Genomic DNA, 26,754 nt, shown 5'->3' on the forward strand with positions numbered 1-26,754 from the left:
ATGAACCAGATGAAGATCCGCACCCTCGCCCTGATCGCCACCGCCGGCCTGGCGCTCGCCGCCTGCTCGGGCGGCAAGCCCGACGAGACCGCGAACGAGACCATCGTCGCGAACATCGGCGAGCCGGAGAGCTTCTCCAACGTCACGATCGACGAGCCGGTCGCCACCCCGGCGGTGACCAACGCCACCACGGCGGACACCGCCCCCTCGGCGCCGAGCCTTGCGCCGGACGAGCAGACCCAGGACGACGCCGACGCCACCGGCATGACCGCCAAGGTCGACCGCAATTCGAGCGCGGGCGAGCCGGTGCATTGAGTTCAAGCGCGGGCGGGTACCGCAGGTACTCGCCCGCTCCCACCCCGTGTCGCCAGTCAGGATGTGACAGCTGACTTGGCAGTTCCCCGGCCTTCGCCGGGGAACCTGGGCAGCTCATTTTCGATAGGCCTAATCCTGCGTCCGGATGCAGAGCGACACCGCGCCGCCGGCCAGCGTGCCGCCCGCCAGGATCAGCAGCCAGATCATGTAGCCGGTCTTCTCCGGCGCCAGCGCCAGCGCGAGCAGCGGCGCGACCATTGCCGGCAGGGTATTGGTCAGGTTGAGCACGCCCAGGTCGCGGCCACGATGCTCCGGGTTGGGCAGCAGCTGCATCGCGATCGCCGAGTGGATCGCCAGGAACACGCTGAGCCCGGACAGCGCCAGCGCGTGCCCCGCCGCCGCCATGCCCCAGCTCTTGGCGAACGCCATCACCGTCAGCCCCGCCGCCATGCCCACCGCCCCCGCCGCCAGAAAGGGCTTGCGCCGCATCATCCGGTCCGAGAAGCGCCCCGCCAGCACCGTCAGCAGCACTGCGATGATCGTCGACGCCGTCATCGTCGCGACGATCGGATTGGCCTCGACGCTGGTCTTGCTGATGTCCTCGCGGTCGAGCACCGACAGGAAATAATAGAAGCCATAGGTCGACAGGCCATTGCCCGCGACCTGGAACAGGATGCGCGAGGTCCAGGCGAGGATGAAGTCGAACCGGCGCAGCTCGCGTTGCGGGGCGGGCGGAGGCGCGGGCAGCGCCGCGCCTTCGCGGGCGAGCAGCAGGAAGGGCGCGGTCAACGCGATGAAGAGCAGGCAGAGCAAGGCATAGCGGGTCAGGTCGCTGCCCAGCCCGGGGAGCGTGACCAGCACCGCCGACATCGCACCGATCGGATGCGCGATGCCCGTCAGCCCCGCCACCACGCCCTTCTGGTCGTCGGGTATCTCGTCCGCCATCACCGCGGCGATCGGCGCGAACATCATGTTGATGCCGATCTGGATGCAGAACACCGCGAGCAGCAGGCTCACCGGATCGGCGGAGACCAGCAGCACGCCATAAGCGGCGCAGAGCACGCCCAGCCCGACCGTTACCCACGGCCTGCGCGTGCCGTGGCGCAGGCGCGTGCGGTCGCTCAGCGCGCCGAACAGGATGTTGGTGATGCTCGCCACCGCCGCGCCGCCCAGCGCACCGGCACTGAGCAGCTGCACCGCATGCTCGCCCCCGGCCTGCGCCGCCTTGAGCGGCAGCAGCACCATGACGAACGGCATGAAGCTGACGAACATGCCCGAATAGGCCAGCGCGTAGAGGAAGATGAAGCCGCGGCCGGGCGAGACGAAGCGTGGCATGGGCGGCGGACAATCGGCGCCCCCCGCGCCCAAGTCAACGCCGCGGCGGCGCGGTCGAGACACGTTCGACGAAATCGAAGGGAAGCAGGTGCCGCGCATAGTCGAGCGCTCCGCCCCGCGCCTTGCCCTCGATCAGCAGCTCGGCCGCGCGCGCGGTCATCGCCGCGATCGGCTGGCGGATCGCGGTCAGCGCAGGCACGCTCATCCGCACCGTCGGCGTGTCGTCGAAGCTGACCACGGACAGGTCGCCCGGCACAGACAGCCCGAGCGGCCCGGCCGCGTGCAGCACGCCCAGCGCCATCTCGTCGCTGCTCGCCAGCACCGCGGTCGGCGGCACGTCGAGCGAAGCGAGCGTGTTCAGCGCATCGACGCCCGCCTCATAGGTGAAGTCGCCCGGCTGCAGATAGGCCGGCTCGACCTTGAGCCCGCGCGCCTCGATCGCGCTGGTAAAGCCGCGCAGCCGGTCCGGGCTCATCGCATATTCGGGATGGCCCTGGACATAGGCGATGCGCGTGTGCCCCAGGTCGAGCAGATGCTCGGTCGCCCGCCGCGCCGCCGCCTCGTCGTCCATATAGACCGCGAAGCCGGGGCCTTCCTGGTGCGAGCCGAGCCGCGCGAAGATCAGCCCGTTGCGGTGGAGCAGCTCGGTGATCCGCGGATCGTCGCTGTGCGGCGGCGTCAGGATCACCCCGTCGGGATGCAGCGCGGAGAGTGCCGCCTGCACCTGTGCCTCGAGCTGGTCCGAATGCGAATCCACCAGCTCGAACAGCATGCGATAGCCATGCTCGGCGCATTTGAGCATCCCGCCGAACAGCATCTGGTCGACCCAGTCATTGCCGCGCCGCGACTGCCAGCCCTCGAGCGTCGGCCGCTCGTCGTTGAACGCCAGGATCAGATAGGAGCGCGATCCGCCCAGCCGCCGTGCCGCCAGGCTCGGCACATAGCCCAGCTTGTCGATCGCCGCCTGCACGCGCGCCTGCACGCCGGCAGTGACGTTCGGCCCCTTGTTGATGACGCGGCTCACCGTCTGCAGCGAGACTCCCGCCTCGGCTGCCACATCCTTGATCGTGATCGCGCGTTTCTTCTGCATCAAACCCCGGCAGACATGGCAGCTTGGGCCGGCCGGCCTAGATCGACCTTCTCCGCGCGGCAATGCGCATCGATGAACTGCTGCTGGGTCGGCAACTGGCGTACGAAGCCGGCAAGCTGGTCGCGCGCCTGGGCCAAGCCCGCATAGAGCCCGGCCTCGTCGATCCGGTCGACCAGCGGATGATAGGTGCGCGGCAGCTCGCCCATCCCGTCGAGCACGGAGAACCAGCTGACCGATCGGAACAGCTCGTCCAGCCCTTCGCGCAGGGTGCCGTTCGCGCGGAACAGTTCTACCCGCTCCTTCAAACTGTCCGGCCATTCCATGTCGCGGCACTTGCGCCAGAAGGGCGTGTCGTCGCGCGCTGTGGTGCAATAATGGAGCACGATGAAATCACGGATCTCGGTATAGTCCGCGATCATCCGCCGGTTATATTCCTCCGCCAGCGCCGGGTCGCAGTGGCGATCGGGCAGGAAGCGGAAGAAGAAGTCCATGCCGCGATAGATCAGGTGGATCGCGGTGCTCTCCAGCGGTTCGATGAAGCCGGAAGCGAGCCCGATCGCCAGCACGTTCTTGTGCCAGATCTGCTGGCGCACGCCCGTCTTGAACGGCACCACCATCGGCCCGGCGACCACCTCGCCCTCCACCTTGTCGAGCAGGATGCGCGTCGCCTCGTCGTCGCTCATGAATTCGGACGCGAAGACATGGCCATTGCCGGTGCGGTGCTGCAGCGGGATGCGCCAGCGCCAGCCGGCGTCCTGCGCCTCGGCCAGCGTATAGGGTTTGGGCGGACCGACATTCTCGGTCTGCGCGGCGATGGCGCGGTCGCAGAACAGATAGTTGGACCAGTCGGTATAGCCGGTGCCCAGCGCCTTCTCGATCAGCAGTGCGCGGAAGCCCGAGCAATCGATGAAGAAGTCCGCGTCGACGGTCCGCCCGTCCTTGAGCGTCAGCGTCGAGACGAAGCCGCGATCGTCGAGCGCGACATCGGTGACGATGCCCTCGGTCCGCTTCACCCCGCGCGCCTCGGCATGACCGCGCAGATACTGGGCGACGCGCTTGGCATCGACATGCAGCGCATAGGAAGCGCCGGCGATCGGCGTGCCCCGCGCCTTGAACGGCAGCATGAACTTGCCCGCATGCGCCATCACCGTGGCTGGCGCGAAATCCTGCAGCGCGAAGTCATGGCCGTTGAGCTTCGCCTTGCGCCACACCTGGTAGAAGTCGCTCAGCTCGATCCGCTGGCCGACATCGCCGAACGGGTGGAAATAGGTCTCGCCCTGCTTCCACCAGTCCTTGAACTCGATCCCCAGCTTGAAGCTGGCCTGCACCTCGCGGATGAATTCCTGCTCGTTGATGTCGAGCTTGGCGATCAGCTCGAGAAACGGCGGGATCGTGCTCTCCCCTACCCCGATCGTGCCGATATCGTCGCTCTCGACCAGCTCGATCTCGAAGAGCCTGCCCTTCATGTGGTGCGCCATCACCGCGGCGGCGATCCAGCCGGCGGTGCCGCCGCCGACGATGCAGACTTTGCGGAGCGCGTCGGGGCTGTTCATGCGGGCGTCCTTAGCGACTGGTTCCGGGGCTCGGCAGCGGCGCCGTCCACCGTCGCGAGAAACTCTTCATGCGTCGGCGTGTCGGAGACGGTACGGGCAACCGCGGCCCGCATCTGCTCCAGCGCCGGCGCCAGTTCGGCAACGCGCACCGCCGCGACGCCGGGATCGATCCGCTCGGGCAGATGCTCGAACCCGCCATAGATGGCCAGCCAGGATGCCGGGTGGAACATCTCCCAGCGATAGCGGATGAACGCGCCCCGCGCCCGCCACAGCTCCATCTTGGCGGCCAGCGTGTCGGGCAAGGTCATGTCGCGGCACGCCTGCCAGAACGGCCCTTCGCGGGTGCTGAGAGTGTAGTGGAGGATGATGAAGTCGCGAACGCGCTCCATCTCCTCGGCGCACTGAATATTGTATTCGGCGATCACCGCCGGATCGAAGCCCTGGTCCGGGAAGAGCTGCTTGAGCCGTTCGATCCCGGTCTCGATCAGCGCGATGCTGGTCGATTCCAGCGGCTCGAGGAAACCCGATGCCAGGCCCAGCGACACACAGTTCTTGGCCCAGGCAACTTGGCGGCGGCCCGGCGTGAAGCGCAGCCGGCGCGGCTCCATCGTCGGCTTGCCCGGCACATGGGCGAGCAGCTCGGCGCGCGCTTCATCGTCGCTCTGGAAACTGCTCGAAAAGACGATGCCATTGCCCTCGCGGGCACGCAGCGGGATGCGCCATTGCCAGCCGGCGGTGCGCGCGGTGACCGTGGTGCAGCTCGGCGGCAGGCCCACCCGCTCGCTCTGCACCGCAAAGGCGCCGTCGCAGAGCAGCCAGTGCGACCAGTCCTGGTAGCCGATGCCCAGCGCCTCGCCGATCAGCAGGCCGCGGAAGCCCGAGCAATCGATGAACAGGTCGCCCTCGACCTTCTCGCCGCTGCCCAGCGTCACGCTCTCGATAAAGCCGGTCTCGCCATGCAGCGACACGTCGGTGATCTTCGCGTCGATCCGCGTGACGCCGCTGCGCTCGGCATAGTCGCGCATGTGCGCGGCGAACAGCGCGGCATCGAAATGCAGCGCCCAGTCGAACACCGAGAGCTGGCTCGGGGGGTTGGGCAAGGGCACGCTGGCATGGCCTTCGCGCGCGAGCATCGCGCCCAGCGAATATTCCTCCAGCGGCGCGGCCTGGCCGGCGGCGCGGGCCTTCGCCCAGAAATGATGGAAGTCGATGCCGCGCAGGTCCTGCCCGAAGCGGCCAAAGGGGTGGACGAAACTGGTGCCGGGCTTCCAGTCGACGAAGCGGATGCCCAGCTTGGCGGTCGCCTCGCAGGCGCGCATCACTTCGGCGTCGGTCATGCCAAGGCTGGCGTAGAAGCGCCGGATGGTCGGGATCGTCGCCTCGCCGACGCCGATCGTGCCGATTTCCGAGCTTTCGATCAGGGTGATCCGGGTGCCCGTCCCCGCCAGGTATGAACCCAGGGCTGCCGCCGCCATCCAGCCCGCGGTACCCCCGCCGACGATGACGACACGCTCGATCGCGCCGCTGGCCATTCCCCCATCCTTCATGATGTCATCTGATAGTCTTGGTAACGGTATCGCAAGCGAAACCGCCTGCCTCCGCTCCTGAAAAATGGGCCGGCAGCCCATGGGGACTGCCGGCCCAGGAGGGTTGGCTCGTTAGAAGCGGACGCGCACGCCGCCCGAGAAGCGCGGCTCGAACCGGTTCTGCGAGTGGTACTGCTTCGAGTCGTCGTCGAACTGGAAGTAGTAGCGCTCGCGCTCGCCGAAGATGTTCGAGCCGTTCACGTAGACCGCGAAGGCGTCGTTGATGTTGTAGGTCACGTTGGCGTCCACATATTGCGCGGTATCCTGGTAGATGCCGATGCCGCCGAAGGTGGAGGCCAGGCGCGGCGTGCGGTAGTTGTACGCCACGCGCAGCTGCAGGTGATCGTCCTGGTACCAGCCGACCAGGTTGACCTGGCTCTTCGAGTTATCCGGGAACGGGAAGCGCGAACCGTCGAGTGCACGGCCGTTCTGCTTGCTGTCCGAATAGGTGTAGTTGGCGTCGATACCGAAGTTGCGGAAGAAACCGCTGCCGATCAGGTCGCTGAAGGCAAGCTTCGCCCCCACTTCGAATCCCTGCAACGACCCACCCGTCCCCTGTTCCGGCTGGGTGACCGGAACCGCACGACGGATCACGCCGTCGCCGTCCGCGAAGCGGCCCGCGCCCGGGGTGGTGCGGCTCTGGACGAAGCTGTTGATGTCCAGCTTGAACGCACCGATGTTGAACATCGAGGCGCGGCCCAGATAATATTCCAGGCTCACGTCATAGTTGTTCGAACGCCACGGGTTGAGGTTCGGGTTGCCGCTCGAGCTGGCGCCGGTGACCTGGCGCACGCCGCAGGGCGCGTCCGTCGGCCCCGGCGTGCCCGAACAGGGCGAGTCCGCGGTCGAGATGGTCAGGCCGCCGCCATAATTGCCCAGATCCAGCGGGATCATCGTCTTGGCGAAGGCCGCACGAACGCGAAGCTGGCGCGTGAAGTCGTACGACAGCGTGACGGTGGGCAGCCAGTCGAGATACGAGCGGCGCGAAACCACGTCGCCGGTATCGAGATTGGTGTCACCATAGGCACGCGTGTCGCCGGTGAGGTTCTGCTTCACGGTCAGCTTGGTGTTGATGACGCGCAGGCCGAGATTGGCCTTGAACCCGCCCGTGGAGAAGGCGGTGTTCAGGTACGCGCTCTCCTCGACCAGGTCGACGTCATAGGTGTTGCCCGGGATGGTGACCTCGGTCGACGGACCGAACACCTTGTCCTGGAACGCCTTCACATCGTCGAACGCCTTGGGATCCGCGACCCACAGGCCCGGCATGCCGTTGACCACGCCGCCCCAGTTGGTCTGGAAATAGACTGGGGTATAGGCATTGAGCTTGGTCGGGCGGTTGACCGTATAGCCCTGGAAGCAGGTCGGTGCGTTGGCCACGGTAGCCGCGGTGCAGTTCGACGGCGCGGTAGCCGCCGGCAGTGCCGCATTGTACCCCGGGTTGGAGACGAACTCGCCCGCCGAACACTGGGCGTTGTCCATAACAACGTCGATCGCCTTCCACTGCGCAAGGCAGCCTTCCGGAACCGCTGCGCCGTTGCCGCCGTAGAAGTTCGAGAAGAGGTGGAAGTTTCGGATCTGGGTCTGGCGGTCGGAACGGCGCACGCCGACATCGACACGGTTGAGCAGGCCGAACAGGCCGCCTTCGTCGAAATCATAGCTGCCGTCGGCGCGGAACACGCCCAGGCTCGCATGGTTCTCCTGGTTGCCCTCGGACGAGAAGGCCGCGACAGCATAGCTGTCGAGATTGGCCATATAGTCCTTGAGCGTCTTGCCGGCGCCCAGGCCGCCCGAGATGGCGGTGTCGAAGCCGCTGATCGCCGGGTTCGAGCCGCGCAGATCGAGATGGAGCTGCGGGTCCTGGCCATAGCCGAGCGGGTTCGGGTTGATGTAGCGGCCGCCGCGCGAGCCGACTACGCCGTTCGAATACTGCGACGCGGGATACTGCGACGCGATGTTCGCCGGGTAGAACGGACCACGGGTGCGGTCCGCGGCGTTGCGGAACAGCGTGAAGGCACGGCCCGGCGCGTACTGCCAGTTGCTCAGGTCGCCCTGCACCTGGCCGTTCATGCTGCGCATGTTGGCGTTGGACTTCAGCGCGCGGGCACTGAACTTGAAGTTGTCCTTGTCGTAGTCGATCTGGAAATTGTAGTTGGTCGAGTGCTCGCGCGCGGTGCGGTTGACCGAGAACGAGTTGAACCACCAGACATTGAGATCATACTGGTTCACGTCCAGCCAGGGCTGGCCGTTGCCGGCGGTCTGGCCCGAGGGCGTGCTGTCGGTCGGCGTGGTCCAGCCAAGGCCGTTCCAGCGGTTCGAGATGTTGATGCCGGCGGCGCGGTTGTGCTCGACCAGCTCGGTGTGGAAGACTTCGCCGGTGACGGTCCAGTCGTCGTCGATCTTGAACTGGACGGCGCCGTTGATGCCGAAGCGCTGGCGCTCGACTTCGCGGTTGAAGAATTCATAGCCGTGCGGCGAAATCCAGTTGTTGCCGGAACCGCCCCAGTCATTGTTGCCGAACACGCCGCCGCCGATGCCGGCATAGCTGTTGCCCAGACGGTTGCGGCTATAGGTCGCGCCGACCATCGCGCCGAAGCGGTCGCTGCGCCAGCTGGCCAGGCCGCTGAACAGATAGTCGTTATGCTTGGTGTTCGAACCCCGGGCATATTCGCCCTGCCCCGAGAACACGAAGCCTTCCTTCATGTCGAAGGGGCGACGGGTGCGCAGGTCGATCGTGCCCGAGATGCCCGACAGCGCGTTGCGCGTGTCCTGCGACTTGTAGACGACCACGGCGTTCATCAGCTGCGCCGGGATGTCGTTGAGGTTCGGCTGCGCGGTGCCGAGGTTGCCCGGGCTCAGATACTGCTCGCCGTTGAGCAGCGTGATGACCTGCGGCAGGCCGCGAATGTTGACCGTCGAGCCTTCGCCGGCGCTGCGCTGGATCTGGACTCCCGAGATGCGCTGCAGCGCATCGACGATCGTCACGTCCGGCAGCTTGCCGATGTCTTCCGACGAGATCGCATCGACGATCGCCGTCTCGTTGCGCTTGATGTCGACCGACTTGGCCTGCGACGCGCGGATGCCGGTGACGACGATCTCTTCACCCGCATCCTGCGTGTCCTGCGGCACCACGGCCGTATCCTGGGCCCATGCCGGCGCGACCATCGCGGTCGTCGCCAGCAAGCCGGCCATCAAACTGGATATTCCCTTCATTCCCTTCGTCCTCCCACTCTGTTCTGCACCCCGACGCATCTACGCGCGCCTCACCCGGTGCTGTCCCGTCAGGGCGCCAGACGGCGCTCCTGCAAATCCGCCGCGCCCGTGAGCACCGGTTGTCCGGCATCCCGCGAGATCGCGACGCGATAGGTTCCCGCCGCGACGTGCCAGCCCGGCTGGGCGGTGTCGTAGTCCGCGACGATGCGCGGCTCGGCGGTGAGCGTGATCCGGCGAGTCTCACCGGGCTTGAGCGTCACCCGCTCGAAGCCCGCGAGGCGCAGCGGGCGGGCGCCCGTGGCCGGAGTCACGTAAAGCTGGGGCACGTCGGCGCCTTCGCGCTTGCCGCGATTGGTGACGTCGAAGCTCACCGTCAGCGCGGCGCCCCCCTCCACCTTGAGGTTGGCATAGGCGAACTGGGTGTAGCTGAGCCCGTAGCCGAACGGGAAAGCCGGGCGCTGGCCCTGCTTGGCATACCAGCGATAGCCGACGTCGGAGCCTTCCCTATAATCGATCACGAACGGCTTGATCGCCCGCGCATCCTGCCCGCGATCGGGGGATGCCTTGACCTGGTCGAAGCCCGGCACCGTGGGGCGCGGCGCCTGGTCGATGGACGCCGGAAAAGTGATCGGCAGGCGCCCCGAGGGGTTCACCTCGCCGAACAGCACCCGCGCCACGGCCTCGCCGCCACGCTGGCCGGGATACCAGGCGGCGAGCACCGCCGGCACCTGCTTGAGCCAGGGCATCAGCACCGGGCCGCCGGTATTGAGCACCACGGCCGTCTTCGGATTGGCGGCGGCGACCGCGGCGATCACCGCATTCTGGTTGCCCTCCAGATCGATCGTCTCGGGATCCTCGGCCTCTGTGGTCCACTGGGTGGCCCAGACGATCGCCAGGTCCGCGTTCCTCGCCGCCGCAGCGGCAGCTTCGGGGTTGCTGCCATCGACGAAATCGACGCGCGCCTTGGGGGCCAGCGCACGGATTGCCGCAAGCGGCGAGGACGCATGCCAGGTCACGCGCACGAAGGACGCGGCCGGGCCGTTCTTGAGCGGGATCTCCAGCGGAATGCCGCCGGTCGAGCGGACCTGCGACGAGCCGCCGCCGGAGAGCACCCCGATATCGGCATGGCCGCCGATCAGAACGATCCGCTTCGCCGACTTGGCCAGCGGCAGGATATTCTTCTCGTTCTTGAGCAGCACGATGCCCGCCTCGGCCGCGCGCTGGGCGACCTCGGCATTCTTCGCGGTATCGATCGGCTGCGGCGTCTCGACCACCGGCGCGTCCATCACACCCGCCGAGAACATGCCGTTCAGGATGCGCCGCGCCATGTCGTCGAGCCGCGCCATCGGCAGCGCCCCGCTTTCCACTGCCTTGCGCAGGTCGGCCCGGAAGAAGGGATGCGTATCGAGCTCGCCGCCCGATTGCTGGTCGAGCCCGTTGCGCGCGGCCTTCACCGTCGAGTGCACCGCGCCCCAGTCGGACATGACATAGCCCGGATAGGCCCAGTCCTGCTTGAGCACGGTGTTGAGCAGGAACGCGTTCTCGCAGGCGAAGTCGCCATTGACCGACATGTAGGCGCACATCACCGAGCCCGGCTTGCCGCGCTCGATCGCCAGTTCGAAGGCGAGCAGATCGCTTTCCCGGAACGCCGCCTCGCCGATCTTCGCATCGCTGACGAAGCGGCCGGTCTCCTGCGCGTTCAGCGCGAAATGCTTGATCGTCGAGATGATGCGGTTCGACTGGATGCCCTTGATCGACTCGCCCGCAAGCGTGCCGGCGAGCAGCGGATCCTCGCCCAGATATTCGAAGTTGCGCCCACCCCAGGGATCGCGGGTCAGGTTGATGCCCCCGGCGAGCATCACGTTGAAGCGCTTGGCCCGCGCCTCGCTGCCGATCATCGCGCCGCTTTCATAGGCGAGCTTGGGATCGAAGCTGGCCGCCAGCGCCAGGCCCGAAGGGAGCGCGGTGGCGGTATCGCCCTTGCGCTGCTCGACCTGGTTGGCGACGCCGAGGCTGGCATCGGTCTCGCGAAGCGCCGGGATGCCCAGGCGCGGGATCGCCGGCTGCTGGCCGGCCGAGGGGATCAGGTCGGTCGGCGCGTCGGGCCCCTTCGCGAAGGGCGGGAACCATGTGTAGACGAGCGCCAGCTTCTCCTCGAGCGTCATCGCCGCGAGCAGCATTTCCGCACGGGCACCCGCGGGAAGCTTGGGATCGGCCCAGGGACGGGCGGAAGGATCGGCTTGAACCGGCGACGCGGCGGGTGCGACCTGCGCGTGCGCGGTCATCGTCCCGGCAAGCGCGGTGGTGGCAAGCAACGCCATGGAGCGCGCCACGTGCCGCAGGCTGAACAACATTCACCTCTCCCCTTCGGCGCATGCAACAGCGCCGCGCACGCCCGGGGGCGTGCCTGTTTATCCGATCCAACCTGGGGGAGGCCTATTCCGACAACGCTGTCGGATTCGGCGACAAACTAAGCCGACGACGCCTCGTGGCGCGCACGGCAGCCTGTTCCAACACCCCTCTATCGTTCGCGGAGTCTTGCGCTCCAATGGGGTGCTTAGAGCATAAATTGAGATCGTTCTCAAGAACGTTCTCAATTTTGTTACAGCCATAGTGGCAGCTTATAGTCAAAGCGTTGTAATAACGTGATATTCTGGCAGGTTTACGGCTATTTCCCGGCGTAGCGGACCGCCATTTCACCGGCTCGAACAAGCTCGTCGCGCACCGATTTTTCGCTAATTTTGGAAGCGCTTTCAATCGCCTGACCCGGCGAGTCCCCGGCCGGCACGGCGGCACCCAGCCGTGCGATGCCCGCCGGAACAGGCCGGACAGCGGCAACCTCGACACGCGGCGCGCCCGCAGGCTCGATCCGATCGCGGCGGATCGGGCGCGTGCGCAGCACCAGCATCCTGCCGCCCCGGGCGGTGCGCAGGCGCGGCCCCTGCCCCGCGTCATCCGACACCGCAAGCGTCGCACCGTCGCGATTGACCGACCAGATCACCCGGTAGCGCCCGGCCAGCTCGGCCGCGGCCACCGGCCCGGCGAACTTGTTGTCGAGCACCCAGTTTTGCCCGTCCGCCTCGACGAACAGCACGGCATGCTGCTCGGCATCCCGATTGTCCCACACGATCGCCAGCCGCATCGCGGACTCGGCAAGCCCCAGCTCACGCAGCGCGAAATATTTGGTGAGCGCGAAATCCTCGCAGTCCCCGCCCCGCGCGAACATCTCGGCGGGCGTTTCCCAGCGATCGGCCATGCCCCAATTGGCGAGATCGGGAACATAGGGCAGCTTGTTGACCACCGACTGGACGCCGGCAACCCGATCGGCAACCGGCTTTCCCTGCAGCCCGGCAAAGGCGGCACGCCAGCCTGAGGGACCGCATTCGGCCGGCAGCTCGTCGGCGGGCATCATGCAATGAAGCGGGTTTCGAGCGGCCGGATCGCGTGCGGCGCGGGCAAGCACATCGGTCCAGCGCGGCGCATCCGCCAGGCGAAGCGCAATCACGCCCTCGCCCGCCGAATCACCCGCGGCCGCCATCGCGGCGGACACGGACTGCCCCCAGGCCAGTGCCGCACAGGCAAGCACCAGCCGCGATGAAGATACGCGACGCAAAGCCCCAAACCCCCGGTTTTACGGAGGCTGGGATACGCCCGGGCGCCCTAAGGCCGGGCTAACAAACCCCTAAGTATAAGCCACTGAGAATGGTTATTATTTATGGTTACGCATTGGTTTAATTCGCAGAACGCACAGTGAACGGAATCTATGCCTCACGATCTTTTCAGAAACAAAGCAGACATAAACAAATAGTCCCGTTGTGGATCAGTGCATTATTGCAAATATTGGCCAGTTAACGCTGACTCCATCTTCCTGAGTCCCACAAAGCCATTGTAAGACGCGACTCTAATGCAACCGATTCGGGGCATCGTTTCCGGTTGCACAAATCTCGGAGGGGGGACCGGGGCTATGGGACTTAACCGTCGCTGGTTGTTTATTATTGCTGCGGCCGCGATCGTGCCGATCGAGGCGGCGCACGCCCAGCAGACCGTAAATCCCGGACGGCTCGACGAGCGGCTGCGCCCGGCGGACAAGGTCCCCGATGCCCGCTCGGTCGATGTTCCCGAGCTTCCCCGCCAGCAGAGCACACCCGAGTCCGCCGTGCAGGTCCGCCTGACCGCGGTGCGCTTCGAAGGGGTGACCGCCGTACCGGTCGCCGCGCTCGATGCGATCGCCGCGCCCTATCTCAACCGCGACATGCCGCTCGCCGAGCTGTTCAAGCTCGCCGAGGAAGTCACCGCCGAATATCGCCGCCGCGGCTTCGTGCTGTCGCGCGCGGTGGTCGGCCCGCAGCGCATCGAGAATGGCGTGCTGACGATCCAGGTGGTCGAGGGGCATATCGGCGCAACCAGGATCGAAGGCGAGGCCGGTGGCTATGCGCCCTATCTGCGCGGCTATCTGGCAAGCGTCGCCGCCGAGCGGCCCACTTCGGGCGCCGCGCTCACTCGCGCGTTGCTGCTCGCCCGTGACCTGCAGGGCGTCGATGTCCGCGCGGTGCTCACCCCCTCCCCCAGCGAAGTCGGCGCCGCCGACCTGACGCTGGCCGTCGAGCGCAAGGGGATCGAGGGCTTTGTCGCCGCCGACAATCGCGGCTCGCGCTGGCTGGGCCCGGTCCAGATCTATGGCGGCCTGTCGTTCAACGACATGCTCGGCGCGGGCGAGCGCATCTCGATCACCGCGGTCAGCGCGCCGGTCCACAAGGAACTGGGCTTCCTGTCGCTCAGCTATGACCAGCCGATCGGCAATTCGGGCCTGCGCCTCACCGCGTTCGGCAGCTATGCCGCCACCCATCCGGGCGACGAGCTCCGCCTGCTCGATCTGCGCGGCCGCAGCGCCACCTATGGCGTCGCGCTGCGCTATCCGTTCGTGCGCAGCCGCGAGACCAATCTGTTCGGCCGGCTGGTGTTCACCGGCCGCGACAGCAGCTCGCGCAACATCGTCATCGATCCGATCTTCGACGATGCCACCCGCACCGTGCAGGGCGAACTCTACGGCAATTATGCCGCGCCCTGGGGCGGGATTCTGAACGTGCGCGCCTCGGTCACCCAGGGGTTCGACGCGCTGGGTGCGACGGTACGCGGCGATGCGAACAAATCGCGCGCGACCGGCTCGGGCGTGTTCACCCGGCTGAACGCCGAAGTCTCCTTTGCCTATGGCGTGGGCCGCGGCCTCTATTTCCAGGCGAGCGGCGCGGTCCAGTATAGCGGCCAGAGCCTGCTCGCGAGCGAGGAATTCGGGCTGGGCGGCGAGCAGTTCGCCCATGCCTATGACCCGTCCGAAGTGACCGGCGACAAGGGCGCCGCCGGCCGGATCGAGATGTTCTACGCCGGCAATTTCCAGGGCGGCACGGTCCAGCCCTATGGCTTCTACGAAGCCGGCAAGGTCGCGCAGAACCGCCCGCTGCCGGGCGAGCCGCTCACCGCCTCGCTGGAATCGGCGGGCGGAGGCATCCGTATCGGGCTGCGGCCCGGCATCAACGGATCGGTCGAATATGCCAAGCCGATCAACCGGCCCGTCGCCTCGCGCGGCGACAAGGATGGCCGGGCATTCTTCTCGCTGAGCATGTCGTTCTGATCGGCCCTGCCGGTCGCGTGCGTACCTGACTGAGAATTGCGGGCTGGCCACCCCGAAGCGGCCGAACAGGGATGAGGGATATGAGCAAGCTGCACCGCGCCAAGGCCGCTATTGCCTCGAGCCAGGCCTCGCGCCGTCTGAAACGATCGAGCCTGCTGGTCTCGGCGGCGGTCGCGGCGATCATGCTTGCCAATCCGGCACATGCCCAGCTCGCTTCCAACGCCCTGCCCACCGGCGGCGACGTCGTCGCAGGATCGGCGACGATCGGCACCCCCACCCCGTCGAGCATGACGATCAACCAGAACACCGATCGCGCGGTGATCAACTGGAACACGTTCGACATCGGATCGGGCGCGAGCGTCACCTTCGTCCAGCCTTCCTCCACCTCGATCGCGGTCAACCGCGTGATCAGCGGCGCGGCGCCGTCGGAGATTGCCGGCCAGCTCAATGCCAACGGCCGGGTGGCAATCCTCAACCCGAACGGCGTGCTGTTCTCGGGCACCGCCAACGTCAATGTCGGCAGCCTGATCGCCTCGACCGGCGATATCGACCAGGCCGCCTTCATGGGCGGCGGCAATCTCGACATCACCGGCGCCACCGGCGGCGAGATCGTCGTCAACGGCAACATCAACATCACCGCCGGCAATCTCGGCCTCGCCGCGTTCGTGGCGCCGACGGTGCGCAACAGCGGCGTGATCACCGCCACTGCCGGCCGCGTGCAGCTGGGCGGCGGCACCGCCTTCACGCTCGACCTCGCCGGCGACGGCCTGCTCAGCATCGGCGTGCCGGCGAGCAGCGCGCTGGTCGAGAATAACGGCCAGATCTTCGCCGAGGGCGGCCGCATCCAGATGTCGGCGAAGAGCGCCGGCGCCGCAGTCGACAATCTCATCAACACCGGCACGCTCAGCGTCGATTCCGCCACGATAGACAATGGCACGATCGTGCTCGAAGCGGTCGGCGGCAGCGCCAACCTGCGCGGCACGGTCGCGGCGAACGATCGCGCCAGCATCAGCCGGAACATCCTGATCAGCTCCGATCAGGCGGTGAACATTTCGGGCAACCTCAGCGGCGCCTCGGGCACGGTCAATATCACCGCGCCGCACATCTACGGCGTGGGCAAGGTCAGCACCGCCACCGCGCTGAAGCTGAACCTGAGCAACAACGGCACCGACACCACCGGCCTCGGCAACTATATCAACGATGCGCTGGGTGTGATCGGCACCACCGGCTTCGGCACCACGATCCGGCTCGGCGCCGGCGTCTACAAGTCGGGCGTCCGCATCGACGCGAGCGACGTGACGATCGACGGCCAGGGCGTCGCCAGGATCGGCTGGACCAGCGGCATCGAGAACGCGATCGACATCTGGGGCGACTATGTCAGGATCCAGAACCTGGAGATCTCGGGCCCGGCGACCAGCGCCTATACCAGCTATGCCTGGGGCAGCACCAATTCGCGCGGCATCTTCGTCAATCGCTATGCCGACAACGTCCAGCTGCTGAACAACAACATCCACGACATCCGCACCGGCATCATCGTCGATGGGCGGAACGTGAACACCTATTTGCTCAACAACATTATCGACAACACCAAGTCGGCGATCTCGATCCAGTATACCGACGGATCGAACGTCACGATGACGGACAATCACGCCAGCACCTATGGCAATGAGTGGGGCATCAACCTCCACCTGAACGGTATCCTCCAGGCCGACGGCGTCACCATCCTGCCCGCGGCCGGTTCGCTCGGCGCCAACACGCCGCTCGCCGAGCAGCAGCGCCTGCTCGCGCTACGCGCCGCCAATGGTGGCATGGAAGTGCAGAACCAGGCCTACTCGGCGTCGAACCGCACTGCCGTCTATGTCTCGACCAGCGGCAGTGACAGCAACCAGGGCAGCCGCCTCGGCACGCTCGCCAGCGTCCAGGCCGGCGTCAACGCCGTGGTCACCGGTGGCACCGTCAACGTCGCCGACGGTACCTACAACCTGTCGAACACGCTGTTCATCCAGAAGAGCCTGACCCTGCTCGGCGCCAGCGAGGCGGGCACGATCTTCAACGCCTCGGGCCTCGGCGTCTACGGCATGCGCGTCCATGCCGATAATGTGTCGGTGAGCAACTTCACCCTGCTCGCCCCCAGCGCGGTGTCGAGCTCGACCTATGGCATGAAGGTCGAGGTCGGCGCGGGCGACGCCAATGGCAATTCCCGGATCGACAATTTCGCGATCAGCAACGTCTCGATCAGCGGCTCGCGCAAGACCGGGCTCGACCTGAATTCGGTGATCGGCGCGACGATCGACAACGTCAATGTGACGGGCGCGCTCGCCGGCAACGGCATCTCGATCACCGACAGCGCCGATGTGCTGGTCAGGAACAGCAGCACCTCGGGCAATGCCTGGGGCGGCCTCGCGCTCTACCAGGCGAACGGCGCCACCGGCAGCAACCAGCAGCTCACCGGCATCACGATCGAGGGCAACAACGCCTTCTCGGAATCGAACGGCCTGTACCTGCAGGACAGCTCCGCCATCAACGATGTCGGCACGCTGAGCATCGCGGGCTATGACTATATCGTCCGCAACACGGCGTTCCGCGCCGAGGGCAACCAGTTCACCTTCTTCCGCACCAGCCTGAGCGACGCGACCGGCTATGCGCTGTCGCTCGCCACCCCGGCCAGCAGCTCGATCGAGGGCTGGAACGGCAGCGCGGGGACCAACGTCTTCACCGTGACGGGCGGCCTCGGCATCGGCGCGGCGGTGCGCGATGTCCGCGCGGGTGGCAGCATCAATGTCGGTGCCGGCACCTATGCCGAGAATGTCCTGATCAACAAGACCGGCATCAGCCTGATCGGCGCCGGCCGCGACGTGACCACGATCAACGGCATCTCGAATGTCGGCGCGCTCGGCACGGTGACGCTGGCGGCGGGCTCGAGCAACACCATTCTCAGCGGCTTCACGATCAACGGCATCGAGAACGGCAACCCGGGCAGCGAGACCGCGGCGGTCTATCTCCAGCAGACTAACACCGGCTCGCGGATCACCGGCAACCGCATCGTCGCCGCGGGCGATCTCGGCCTCGTCTCCGAATGGGGCTATGCGATCACCGGGCTGGTCGTCGACGGCAACATCATCACCGGCAAGACCTATGTCGGCGCGGCCCCCGCGACCGGCGACCAGTTCACCGTGCCCAACGTCTCGCGCCAGCTCGTAGCACTCGGCGGCGGCGGCGTGGGCGGCGGGATCAGCTTCACCAACAATGTGGTCAACGGCGATTCCGGTCTGAACACCGGCGTGACGATCGACTCCGCCGGCTCGACGATCACCGGCAACAGCTTCGCCACCACCACCGGCGGCTTCGGCGCGATGCTGCGCGTGCGCGGCGCGGGCGCGACGATCACCGGCAACAGTTTCGACATGGCCGGCGTCGCCTATACCGCCAACGGCCTCTATGTGAGCGACGCGGCGCTGGGCACCGCCAGCTTCGCCGACCTGCTCGCCACCAACACGCTGACCGGCGCCGGCGCCTGGTCGAACAGCTCGGCGACCGGCTATCACACGTTCAGCCGCAACATCCAGGCGGCGGTCAACGAAGCCGCCCCCGGCGCCATCGTCACCATCCGCCCGGGCGACTATCTCGAAGGCGTCACCGGCGTCGGCTATTACGGCGATGCCGGCGCGCAGAGCTTCGGCCTCTACCTCTACAAGGACAACATCACCCTGCGCGGCGTCGATGCCGCCGGCAACGCGATCACCGACGCCGACGATGTCGCCGCCTTCGTCACCGCCCGCTACCAGGCCGGCTTCGGCGCGCAGCACTTCATCTCGGGCAATGGCGTCACCATCGAGGGCCTGGGCTTCAAGCCCGCCGCCGCCGGCGACAACAAGACCGTCGAGGTGATCGGCAACGCCTTCACCCTGCGCAACTCGGTGATCGACAACAGCGGCAACGAGACCGCCGCCAACCTCTATATCGACGACTTCAACGATCCCTCGCGCACCCGGCTCGAGAGCTTCACGATCACCGGCAACAAGTTCCTCGGCGGCACCTATGCCAGCGCGATGGTCGTCGTCGCCGCGGGCGCCGGCCGCACCACCGACGTGTCGAACCGGATCTTCGCGAACAACAGCCTGAGCAGCAGCCTCACCGGCATGCGCGGCTTCCAGATCCAGGGCTATATGCCCAACACGCCGTGGCAACAGCTTTACGCCGGCGCGGTGACGGTGACCGGCAACAGCTTCGACGTCGACATCCCCGTGCGCACCGTCGGCCTGCTGAGCAGCGCCTTCGCCTGGGACGATGTGTTCCGCAACAACGGCAACAGCTTCGTCCGCGGCGGCGTGCTGACCTATGCCGGCAGCGGCACCACCGCCCGCGCCACCACCACCGCCGGCGGCGATCCGGACATCCGCATCACCAGCACGATCGACGCCTCGCTGGCCCGCGCCCAGGCCGGCGACACGGTCCGCATCCTCGACGGCACCTATGTGCTCGGCTCGCAGCTCTCGATCACCACCTCGGTGAACATGGTCGGCCAGTCGCAGGCCGGCACGATCCTCGACGGCCGCACCGTCAACAATGGCGGCGGCCTCGGCACGATCGGCGTCTATGCCGACAACACCAGCCTCGCCAACTTCACCCTGCTCGGCAGCACGCTCTCGGGTGGCAATTACGGCATCAAGGTCCAGCCCAACCCCGTCAGCTATGCGCCGAGCCAGCGCATCAGCAACGTCACGATCAGCAACGTGACCGTGAAGGGCTCGCGCCGCGCCGAGCTCGACATCAACGGCGCCGTGGGCGTCACGATCACCAACTTCACCGCCGACGGCCAGAACACCGACGGCGCCGGCGTCCAGATCACCGACAGCGCGAACGTGACGCTGATCGGCGTCCATACGCTGAACAACAACTGGGGCGGCGTCGCGCTCTACCAGACCAACCGCGCAGGCGGCTATGACGGCCAGACCACCAACATCAACATCGACGCCGCGCAGAACAATTTCGAGGAATTCAACGGGCTGTTCTCGCAGCTGGAATCGACGACGCAGGGCTTCGGCCAGCTCAACCTGACCGGCTATGGCTATGCCCTGCGCAACACCGATCACCGCGCCAATGGCGGCCAGTTCACCTATTTCCGCACGACGCTCCAGGACGCGACGACGTTCGGGCTCAGCCTCGGCTTCGGCTACAGCACCTCGCTGGAAAACTATACCGGCACCGGCTTCAGCAACATCTTCACCGTCGTCCCCGGGCTGACGATCAGCGCGGCCGCGCGTGACGTCCGCACGGGCGGCACGATCAACGTCGCCGCCGGCACCTATGGCGCGAACGCGTCGATCACCACCAACGGCGTGTCGCTGATCGGCGCGTCCGGCGCGAAGATCGACGCGAGCGCCAATGGCAGCAACGGCATCACCATCAACGCCGACGGCGTCACCGTCTCCGGCTTCGAGATCTTCGGCCCGGCCGACCAGAGCTATGTCACCTATGCCTGGCCGACGATCACCCGCGGCATCGTCATCGCCAACGGCGCCGACAATGTCACCGTCACCGGCAACACCATCACCGGGGTGCGCAACGGCATCCTGATCGACGGCCGCAACACCGGCACATCGCTGACCGGCAACGTCATCGACAACACCAAGAGCGCGATCTCGGTCCAGTATACCGACGGCTCGAACCTCAACATCGCCGGCAACAGCGAAGGCGCATTCGGCAACGAATGGGGCATCATCACCTATCTGAACGGCATCTGGAACGGCACGACGATCACGCCTTCGGCCGGCGCGCTCGGCCCGAACACGCCGCTCAGCGAACAGGCCCGCCTGCTCGCGCTCTCGGCCGCAAATGGCGGCATGGCCGTCTACAACCAGGGCTATAGCGCGGCGAACCGCACCCGCGCCTATGTCACCACGAGTGGCACCGCCGGCGCCCAGGGCAGCCAGCGCACCCTGCTCAACCTGCAGGGCGGCCTCGACGCCGTGGTCTCGGGCGGCACCGTCTATATCGGCGGCGGCGCCTATAACGAGAATGTGACGCTCGACGCGCTGCGCGTGCTGAGCATGAACAGCCCGATCACGGTGAACAGCCTGAGCTTCGGCGCGGGCGCCGCCGGCACCAATATCGGCACCAGCATCACCGCCACCGGCGCGCTGAGCTTCGCCACCGGCCCGGTGCTGACCGGCGATACCGTGCTGACCGGCGACACCGTCTCGGTCGGCGCGATCACCTCGGCCTATGGGCTCACGCTGAACGGCACGACCAGCGTGTCGATCGGCCTCGCCAACCTCGCCAGCCTGACCGTCAGCGGCGGCTCGATCGTCACCGCCGGCGCCACCACCAGCGGCCTGCAGAGCTATACCGGGGCGACGACGCTGAACGGCGCCTACACCGCCGCCGGCTTCACCGTCGCCGGCGCCTCGACGCTGGGCGGCACCACCAGCGTGACCACGACCGGCGGCGGCAACGCGACGCTGGGCGCGATCACCGGCGCCGGTGGACTCACGATCAACGCGGGCGCGGGCAATGCCGCGCTCGGCGCGGTGAGCGGCCTGTCGTCGCTCGCAGTAACCGCCGCCAACATCGCCACCCTGGGCGCCTCGACCAGCGGTGCCCAGAGCTATACCGGCGCGACCACGCTGGGCGGCACCTACACCGCAGGCGGTGCCTTCACCGTGAACGGTGCGACGACGCTCGCCAGCGTCACGCAAGTCGATACCAGCCCGGGCAATGCCAATATTGCGCTCGGCACGATCACCGGCGCGACCGACCTCACGCTCCGCGCGGGCAGCGGCAACGTCGTCATCGGCCTCGCCAGCGGCCTCGCCAACCTGTCCGTCTACGGCACCAGCATCACGACCGTGGGCGCCACCACCAGCGGCGCGCAGCTCTACAGCGGCAGCCTCATCTCGCTGGGCGGAAACTTCACCGCCGGCAGCAGCCTCACCTTCGGCGGCGCGACGCAGCTGACCGCCGACGCCAATGTCGACGGCAATGGCAGCGACACCGGCTTCAACGTCGGCTTTGGCACGATCGCCGGCAACGGACACAATCTCGTCGCCACCGCGCATGGCGGCCAGCTGCGCTTCGGCACCGTCTCCAATGTCGGCACGCTCACCGGCACCGGCGGCATGATCCTCTCGCAGGGCGCCAGCACCAATGGCGCGCAGACCTATAATGGCGGCGGTTCTTACTCGGGCACCTATGCCACCAATGGCGGCGCCTTCACGCTCAACGGCTCGGCCACGCTCGCCGGCACCTACACCACCGGCGGCGGCGCCTTCGCGGTCAACGGCACCTCGATGCTCGGCAGCGCGATGACGGTCACCACCGCGGGCGGCAATGCCAGCTTCGGCAATTTCGCCAGCTTCGGCTTCTCCAGCCCTCTCACCGTGAACGCGGGCACCGGCAATATCACCCTCGGCACGGCTACCGGCATCAGCACCTTCACCGCCACCGGCGCGACGATCGCCACCGCGGGCATGACCAGCACCGGCGCGCAGACCTACACCGGTGCGACGACGCTGGGCGGCACCTATACTGCGGGCGGCGCCTTCACCGTGAACGGCGCGGCCACGATCGGCGCGAACACCAGCGTCACCGCAGGCGGCAATGCCGGCTTCGGCACCATCGGCGGCACGGGCACCCTGGCGATCGATGCAGGCGCCAATGCCGTCACGCTGGGCGCTGTGACCGGCCTTGCCTCGCTTTCCGCAACCGGCGCGACGATCGCCACCTCCGGCGCCTCGACCAGCGGCGCGCAGAGCTACACCGGCGCGACCACGCTGAACGGCAGCTACGCGACCAATGGCGCCGCCTTCACCGTCGCCGGCGCGGCAACCACGGTCAACGCGGTCAGCGTCGCAACCTCGGGCGGCAATGCGAGCCTTGGCACCGTCGGCGGTGCTGGCGGCCTCGGCGTCAACGCCGGCTCCGGCAATGTGACGCTCGGTGCGGTCAGCGGCATCGCCTCGCTCTCGGCGACCGGTGCGAACATCGCCACGGCCGGTGCCACCACCATCGGGGCACAGAGCTACACCGGCGCGACCACCCTCGCGGGCAACTACGCGACCAACGGCAGCAGCTTCGCAGTGAACGGGGCAAGCACGCTCGGCGGCAACACCAGCATCGCGACGTCGGGCGGCAGCGCCACGCTGGGCCCGGTCGGCGCGACGGGTACCGGCAACAGCCTCTCGGTCAACACCGGCATCGGCAGCCTGACCCTGGGCGTCGTCTCGGGCCTCGGGGCGCTGACCGCGACGGGCGGGTCGATCACCACCGCCGGCGCAGCCACGTCCGGCGCGCAGAGCTACACCGGTTCGACCAACCTCAACGGCAGCTACGCGGCCGGCGGCGCCTTCACCGTCAACGGCGCGACGACGCTGGGCGGCAACACCAGTGTCACGGCAGGCGGCAATGCCGTCTTCGGCACGATCGGCGGTGCGCGCGCGCTCACCCTGGCGGCGACCGGCAGCGTCACGCTTGGCGCGGTCAACGGCCTGACCGCACTCTCGGTGGCCGGCGCCGGCATCGTCACCAATGGCGCCAACACCACCGGCGCGCAGAGCTATACCGGCGCGATCCTGCTGCGCGGCAACTACACCACCAATGGCGGCACCTTCACCGTCACCGGCACTTCGACTCTCGCCCTCGGCGCCACCAACGTGACGACGCAGGGCGGCAATGCCAACTTCCGCGCCATCGTCGGGCCGAACAGCGCGCTGAACCTCAACGCCGGCACCGGCAATGTGACGCTCGGCGCGGTCAACGGCATCACGTCGCTCACCGTCACCGGCGCGACGATCACCACGGCCGGCGCCGCGACAATCGGTGGCCAGACCTATTTCGGCGAGACCCGGTTCGGCGGCACCTACAGCGCGAGCAACTTCAGCGTGCTCGGCAACGCGATCCTCACCGGCTCGACCGTGATGAACACCAATATCGATGGCAGCATCGCCATGGGTTCGGTGATCGGCAACGGCAGCACCAGCTTCTCGGCCAATGCCGGCGGCAACGGCACCGTGCTCGTCCGCTCGGTGACCGGCGTGACCGATCTCTCGCTCACCGGCCGGGTCGTGAACAATTATGGCGCGGTGACCAGCGGGTCGCAGAGCTACACCGGCTCGGTCAGCCTGGCCGGCGAGCACAGCGCGGGCGGTGACTTCGCCGTCAACGGCGCGACCGACCTGGCGGAGGACACCAGCGTCACGGCCGGCGGCGATGCCAGCTTCGGCGGCCCGATCACCGGCGCCCAGGCGCTCACGGTCGGCGCGGGCGGCAATGTGACGCTGGGCGCCGTGGACGGCCTTACCGCGCTCTCGGCGACCGGCAGCTCGATCGTCACCGCCGGCGCCTCGACCAGCGGCGCGCAGAGCTACACCGGCGATATCGTGCTGAACGGCAGCTATGACGCCGCCAGCTTCAGCGCGGGTGCAGCGACGCTGGCCGGTGCGACCAGCATCACCACCACCGGCGATACTGCGCTCGGCACGATCACAGGCGGCGGCAATGCGCTGGCGGTGAGCGGCGGCAGCGTATCGCTCGGCGCCGCTTCGGGCCTGGCTTCGCTCGCCGCCACCGGCACGACGATCGCCACCTCGGGAGTGAGCAGCACCGGCGCGCAGAGCTACAATGGCGCGACCAGCCTCAACGGTGCGTACAGCACCGGCGGCGGCGCCTTCACGGTCAACGGCGCGGCGGGCACGGTCAACGCCGTGAGCGTCGCCACCGCGGGCGGCAGTGCAAGCTTCGGCACGATCGGCGGTGCGGGTGGTCTCACCGTCAATGCCGGTACGGGCAACGTCACCCTCGGCGCGGTGAATGGCATTGCTTCTCTGGCGGTTACCGGCGCGAACATCGCCACCGCCGGAGCCGCTACTCTCGGCGCACAGAACTATACGGGTTCGACCAGTCTGAACGGTGTGTACGCCAGCAGTGGCGGATTCATCGTCAGCGGCGCCGCCACGCTGGCCGGCGCCACCACGGTTACCACCCAGGGCGGCAACGCCGTGCTCGGCGTAAGCACCGGTCTGAACGCTCTGGTCGTCAATGCTGGCACGGGCAATGTGACGCTTGGCGCGGCATCGGGCCTCGCCTCGCTGTCGGTTACCGGCGGCACGATCGTCACTGCCGGCGCTTCGACCAGCGGCGCGCAGAGCTACACCGGCGCCACCGTGCTGGGCGGCGCCTATGCTGCCGGCAGCTTCGCGGTGAACGGCGGCACCAGCCTGGCCGGCGCTACTACCGTGACCACCACCGGCGGCAATGTCTCGCTGGGCAATGTCAGCGGCAGTGCAAACTTCGGCGTGAACGCCGGTACGGGGACTGTCTCCGTCGGAGCCGTCACCGGGCTGGCCGGCCTGACCCTTTCCGGCGCAACCATTGCAACCAACGGCGTCTCAACCGTCGGTTCCCAGAGCTACACCGGCGCGACCAGCCTCAACGGCGCCTACACGACCGGCGGCGGCGCCTTCTCCGTCAGCGGCGCCACCAACCTGGCGGGCAACACCAGCGTGACCACCGCCAACGGCGCGATCACGCTGGGCACGGTCGATGCGGCGGTGGCCGGCAGCCAGGGCCTCGCGCTCAACGCCGGCACCGGCTCGGTGGCGCTGGGCAATAGCGGCGCCACCCGCCGCCTCGGCACGACCACGGTCAATGCCGGCAGCACCGTGCTCAACGGCGGCACCTATGCGGCGAACAGCCTCGCCTTCACCGGTTCGAGCGTCCGACTGACCCAGGGCAGCACGACGTTCAACACCACCCTGCCCGGCGGCGCCGGCGGCGCGATCAGCATCCAGCCGGACCTCGTCGGCACGGTGAACGCGCAGCAGAACGTCACCTTCACCGCCGGCAACGGCCTGACCGCGAACAGCGGCGACGTGACGATCGGCAATGCCGGCACCGACGCGATCCGCCTCGGCAACATGAGCGTGACCGGTCACGACTTCACGGGTGCCACCGTGAAGCTCGCCGGCACCTTCACCTCGGCGTTGAGCGGCTCGCAGGCGTTCAGCGCCAACACGCTGGACACGCTGGGCAATGTCAACGCGCGGGTGGCCGGCAATGAGAGCGGACCGATCCGCGCCGGCGGCTCGGTGACGATCAACGCAGGCGGCACGGGCAGCGGCTCGATCATCGCCGGCGGCCCGGTCGACCTCGACTATGGCAGCTCGGTCAGTCGCGCGATCACCGCGCAGAGCAACGTCTCGGTGAGCAGCACCGGCGGCACGATCACCGGCCCGATCACCGCAACCGGCGCGGTCGAGCTGGTGACCACCACCGGCGCGATCAGCGGCAGCGTCAACGCCGGCGGCGCGGTCACCGCCAGCACGACCAGCGGCAGCATCACCGGCCCGATCACCTCGGGCGGCGCGGTGTCGCTCGCCACGACCAGCGGCGCGATCGCCTCGACCGTCACCAGCGGCGGCAGCGCCTCGCTCACCTCGCAGAGCGGCGCGGTGGGCGCCACGGTCACCGGCAATGGCGGCGTCTCGGTCGCCACCAACGGCAACCTCACGGGCAGCTACACCAGCCCGGGCGCGATCACGCTGACTTCGCTCCGCCCGATCGACGTCACGGTGAACGGCGCGGTGGTGACGGTGACCGCGCCGAGCGGCACGGTGACCGGCGTGTTCAGCGAGATCCACACCAACAACACCGGCACGCTGTTCGTGAACGACCAGCCGGTGATCGGCACCGGCACCACCGATGCCCGCCAGATCATCATCGATACCTTCGTGATCCCGGCGGGCGGCAGGGTCGCGGCCAATGGCGAGATCCAGCTGCCGACCGGCCTGGCCCTCGGCCTGATCGCGCCGGCCGGCGACGGCAAGAGCAACCAGCGCCCGCCGGTGGTGGTCAACAGCGTCAGCCGACTCGGCGAGCTGCTGCGCGTCGGCTACACCGCGATCATCATCCAGCTCGACGACAGCAACCTCGAGGTCGAGGAAGAACTGGCCGGGCAGTAATCCGTCACGTCCCATCGTGTACGAAGGAGGCCGGGGGAAACTCCCGGCCTTTTCGTCACCTGCGCCCACCCGGAACGGA

10 protein-coding genes are annotated in these 26,754 nt (G+C 67.6%); 3 read left to right on the forward strand and 7 right to left on the reverse strand.

Annotated elements, in window-relative coordinates:
• Window positions 1–9: 9 nt before the first annotated feature.
• Entirely contained in the window at window positions 10–315 is a 306-nt protein-coding gene (locus O3305_RS06165) for a hypothetical protein (protein ID WP_221416224.1), read from the forward strand.
• A gap of 129 nt (window positions 316–444) precedes the next feature.
• Here the strand turns inward: O3305_RS06165 and O3305_RS06170 are convergent, their stop codons facing one another.
• The 7 genes from O3305_RS06170 to O3305_RS06200 all read right to left on the reverse strand — a co-directional run bounded on the left by O3305_RS06170 (window position 445) and on the right by O3305_RS06200 (window position 12,639).
• Window positions 445–1,650, reverse strand: coding sequence for an MFS transporter (locus O3305_RS06170; RefSeq protein WP_269575600.1), 1,206 nt, complete (start codon window positions 1,648–1,650; stop codon window positions 445–447).
• A gap of 34 nt (window positions 1,651–1,684) precedes the next feature.
• Window positions 1,685–2,740 (reverse strand): LacI family DNA-binding transcriptional regulator, encoded by a 1,056-nt coding sequence (locus tag O3305_RS06175; protein WP_269575601.1) that lies wholly within the window; start codon window positions 2,738–2,740, stop codon window positions 1,685–1,687.
• Complete coding sequence (locus O3305_RS06180) at window positions 2,740–4,293, reverse strand: tryptophan halogenase family protein (protein ID WP_269575602.1); 1,554 nt, start codon at window positions 4,291–4,293, stop codon at window positions 2,740–2,742. The genes O3305_RS06175 and O3305_RS06180 overlap by 1 nt, the downstream gene beginning before the upstream one ends.
• Window positions 4,290–5,840: a tryptophan halogenase family protein gene (locus tag O3305_RS06185; RefSeq protein ID WP_269575603.1), complete on the reverse strand. Its 1,551-nt coding sequence runs from the start codon at window positions 5,838–5,840 to the stop codon at window positions 4,290–4,292. The genes O3305_RS06180 and O3305_RS06185 overlap by 4 nt, the downstream gene beginning before the upstream one ends.
• A 111-nt stretch (window positions 5,841–5,951) precedes the next feature.
• The gene (locus O3305_RS06190; RefSeq protein ID WP_269575604.1) at window positions 5,952–9,068 is read right to left on the reverse strand and encodes a TonB-dependent receptor; all 3,117 of its coding nucleotides are present in this window, start codon (window positions 9,066–9,068) and stop codon (window positions 5,952–5,954) included.
• An 89-nt stretch (window positions 9,069–9,157) separates the two neighbouring features.
• The gene (locus O3305_RS06195; RefSeq protein WP_269575605.1) at window positions 9,158–11,443 is read right to left on the reverse strand and encodes a beta-glucosidase; all 2,286 of its coding nucleotides are present in this window, start codon (window positions 11,441–11,443) and stop codon (window positions 9,158–9,160) included.
• A gap of 314 nt (window positions 11,444–11,757) precedes the next feature.
• The gene (locus tag O3305_RS06200; protein WP_269575606.1) at window positions 11,758–12,639 is read right to left on the reverse strand and encodes a transglutaminase-like cysteine peptidase; all 882 of its coding nucleotides are present in this window, start codon (window positions 12,637–12,639) and stop codon (window positions 11,758–11,760) included.
• A gap of 435 nt (window positions 12,640–13,074) precedes the next feature.
• Here O3305_RS06200 and O3305_RS06205 point away from each other — a divergent pair, with 435 nt between their 5' ends.
• Together O3305_RS06205 and O3305_RS06210 are read left to right on the forward strand one after the other, a co-directional pair.
• Window positions 13,075–14,718, forward strand: a complete 1,644-nt coding sequence (locus O3305_RS06205) for a ShlB/FhaC/HecB family hemolysin secretion/activation protein (RefSeq protein WP_269575607.1) — start codon at window positions 13,075–13,077, stop codon at window positions 14,716–14,718.
• A gap of 80 nt (window positions 14,719–14,798) precedes the next feature.
• On the forward strand, window positions 14,799–26,675 hold the full coding sequence (locus O3305_RS06210; protein WP_269575608.1) for a filamentous hemagglutinin N-terminal domain-containing protein: 11,877 nt from the start codon (window positions 14,799–14,801) through the stop codon (window positions 26,673–26,675).
• The last annotated feature ends 79 nt before the right edge of the window (window positions 26,676–26,754 follow it).

This window comes from Sphingomonas sp. NIBR02145 (genome assembly GCF_027359115.1).
Lineage (GTDB): Bacteria > Pseudomonadota > Alphaproteobacteria > Sphingomonadales > Sphingomonadaceae > Sphingomonas > Sphingomonas kyeonggiensis_A.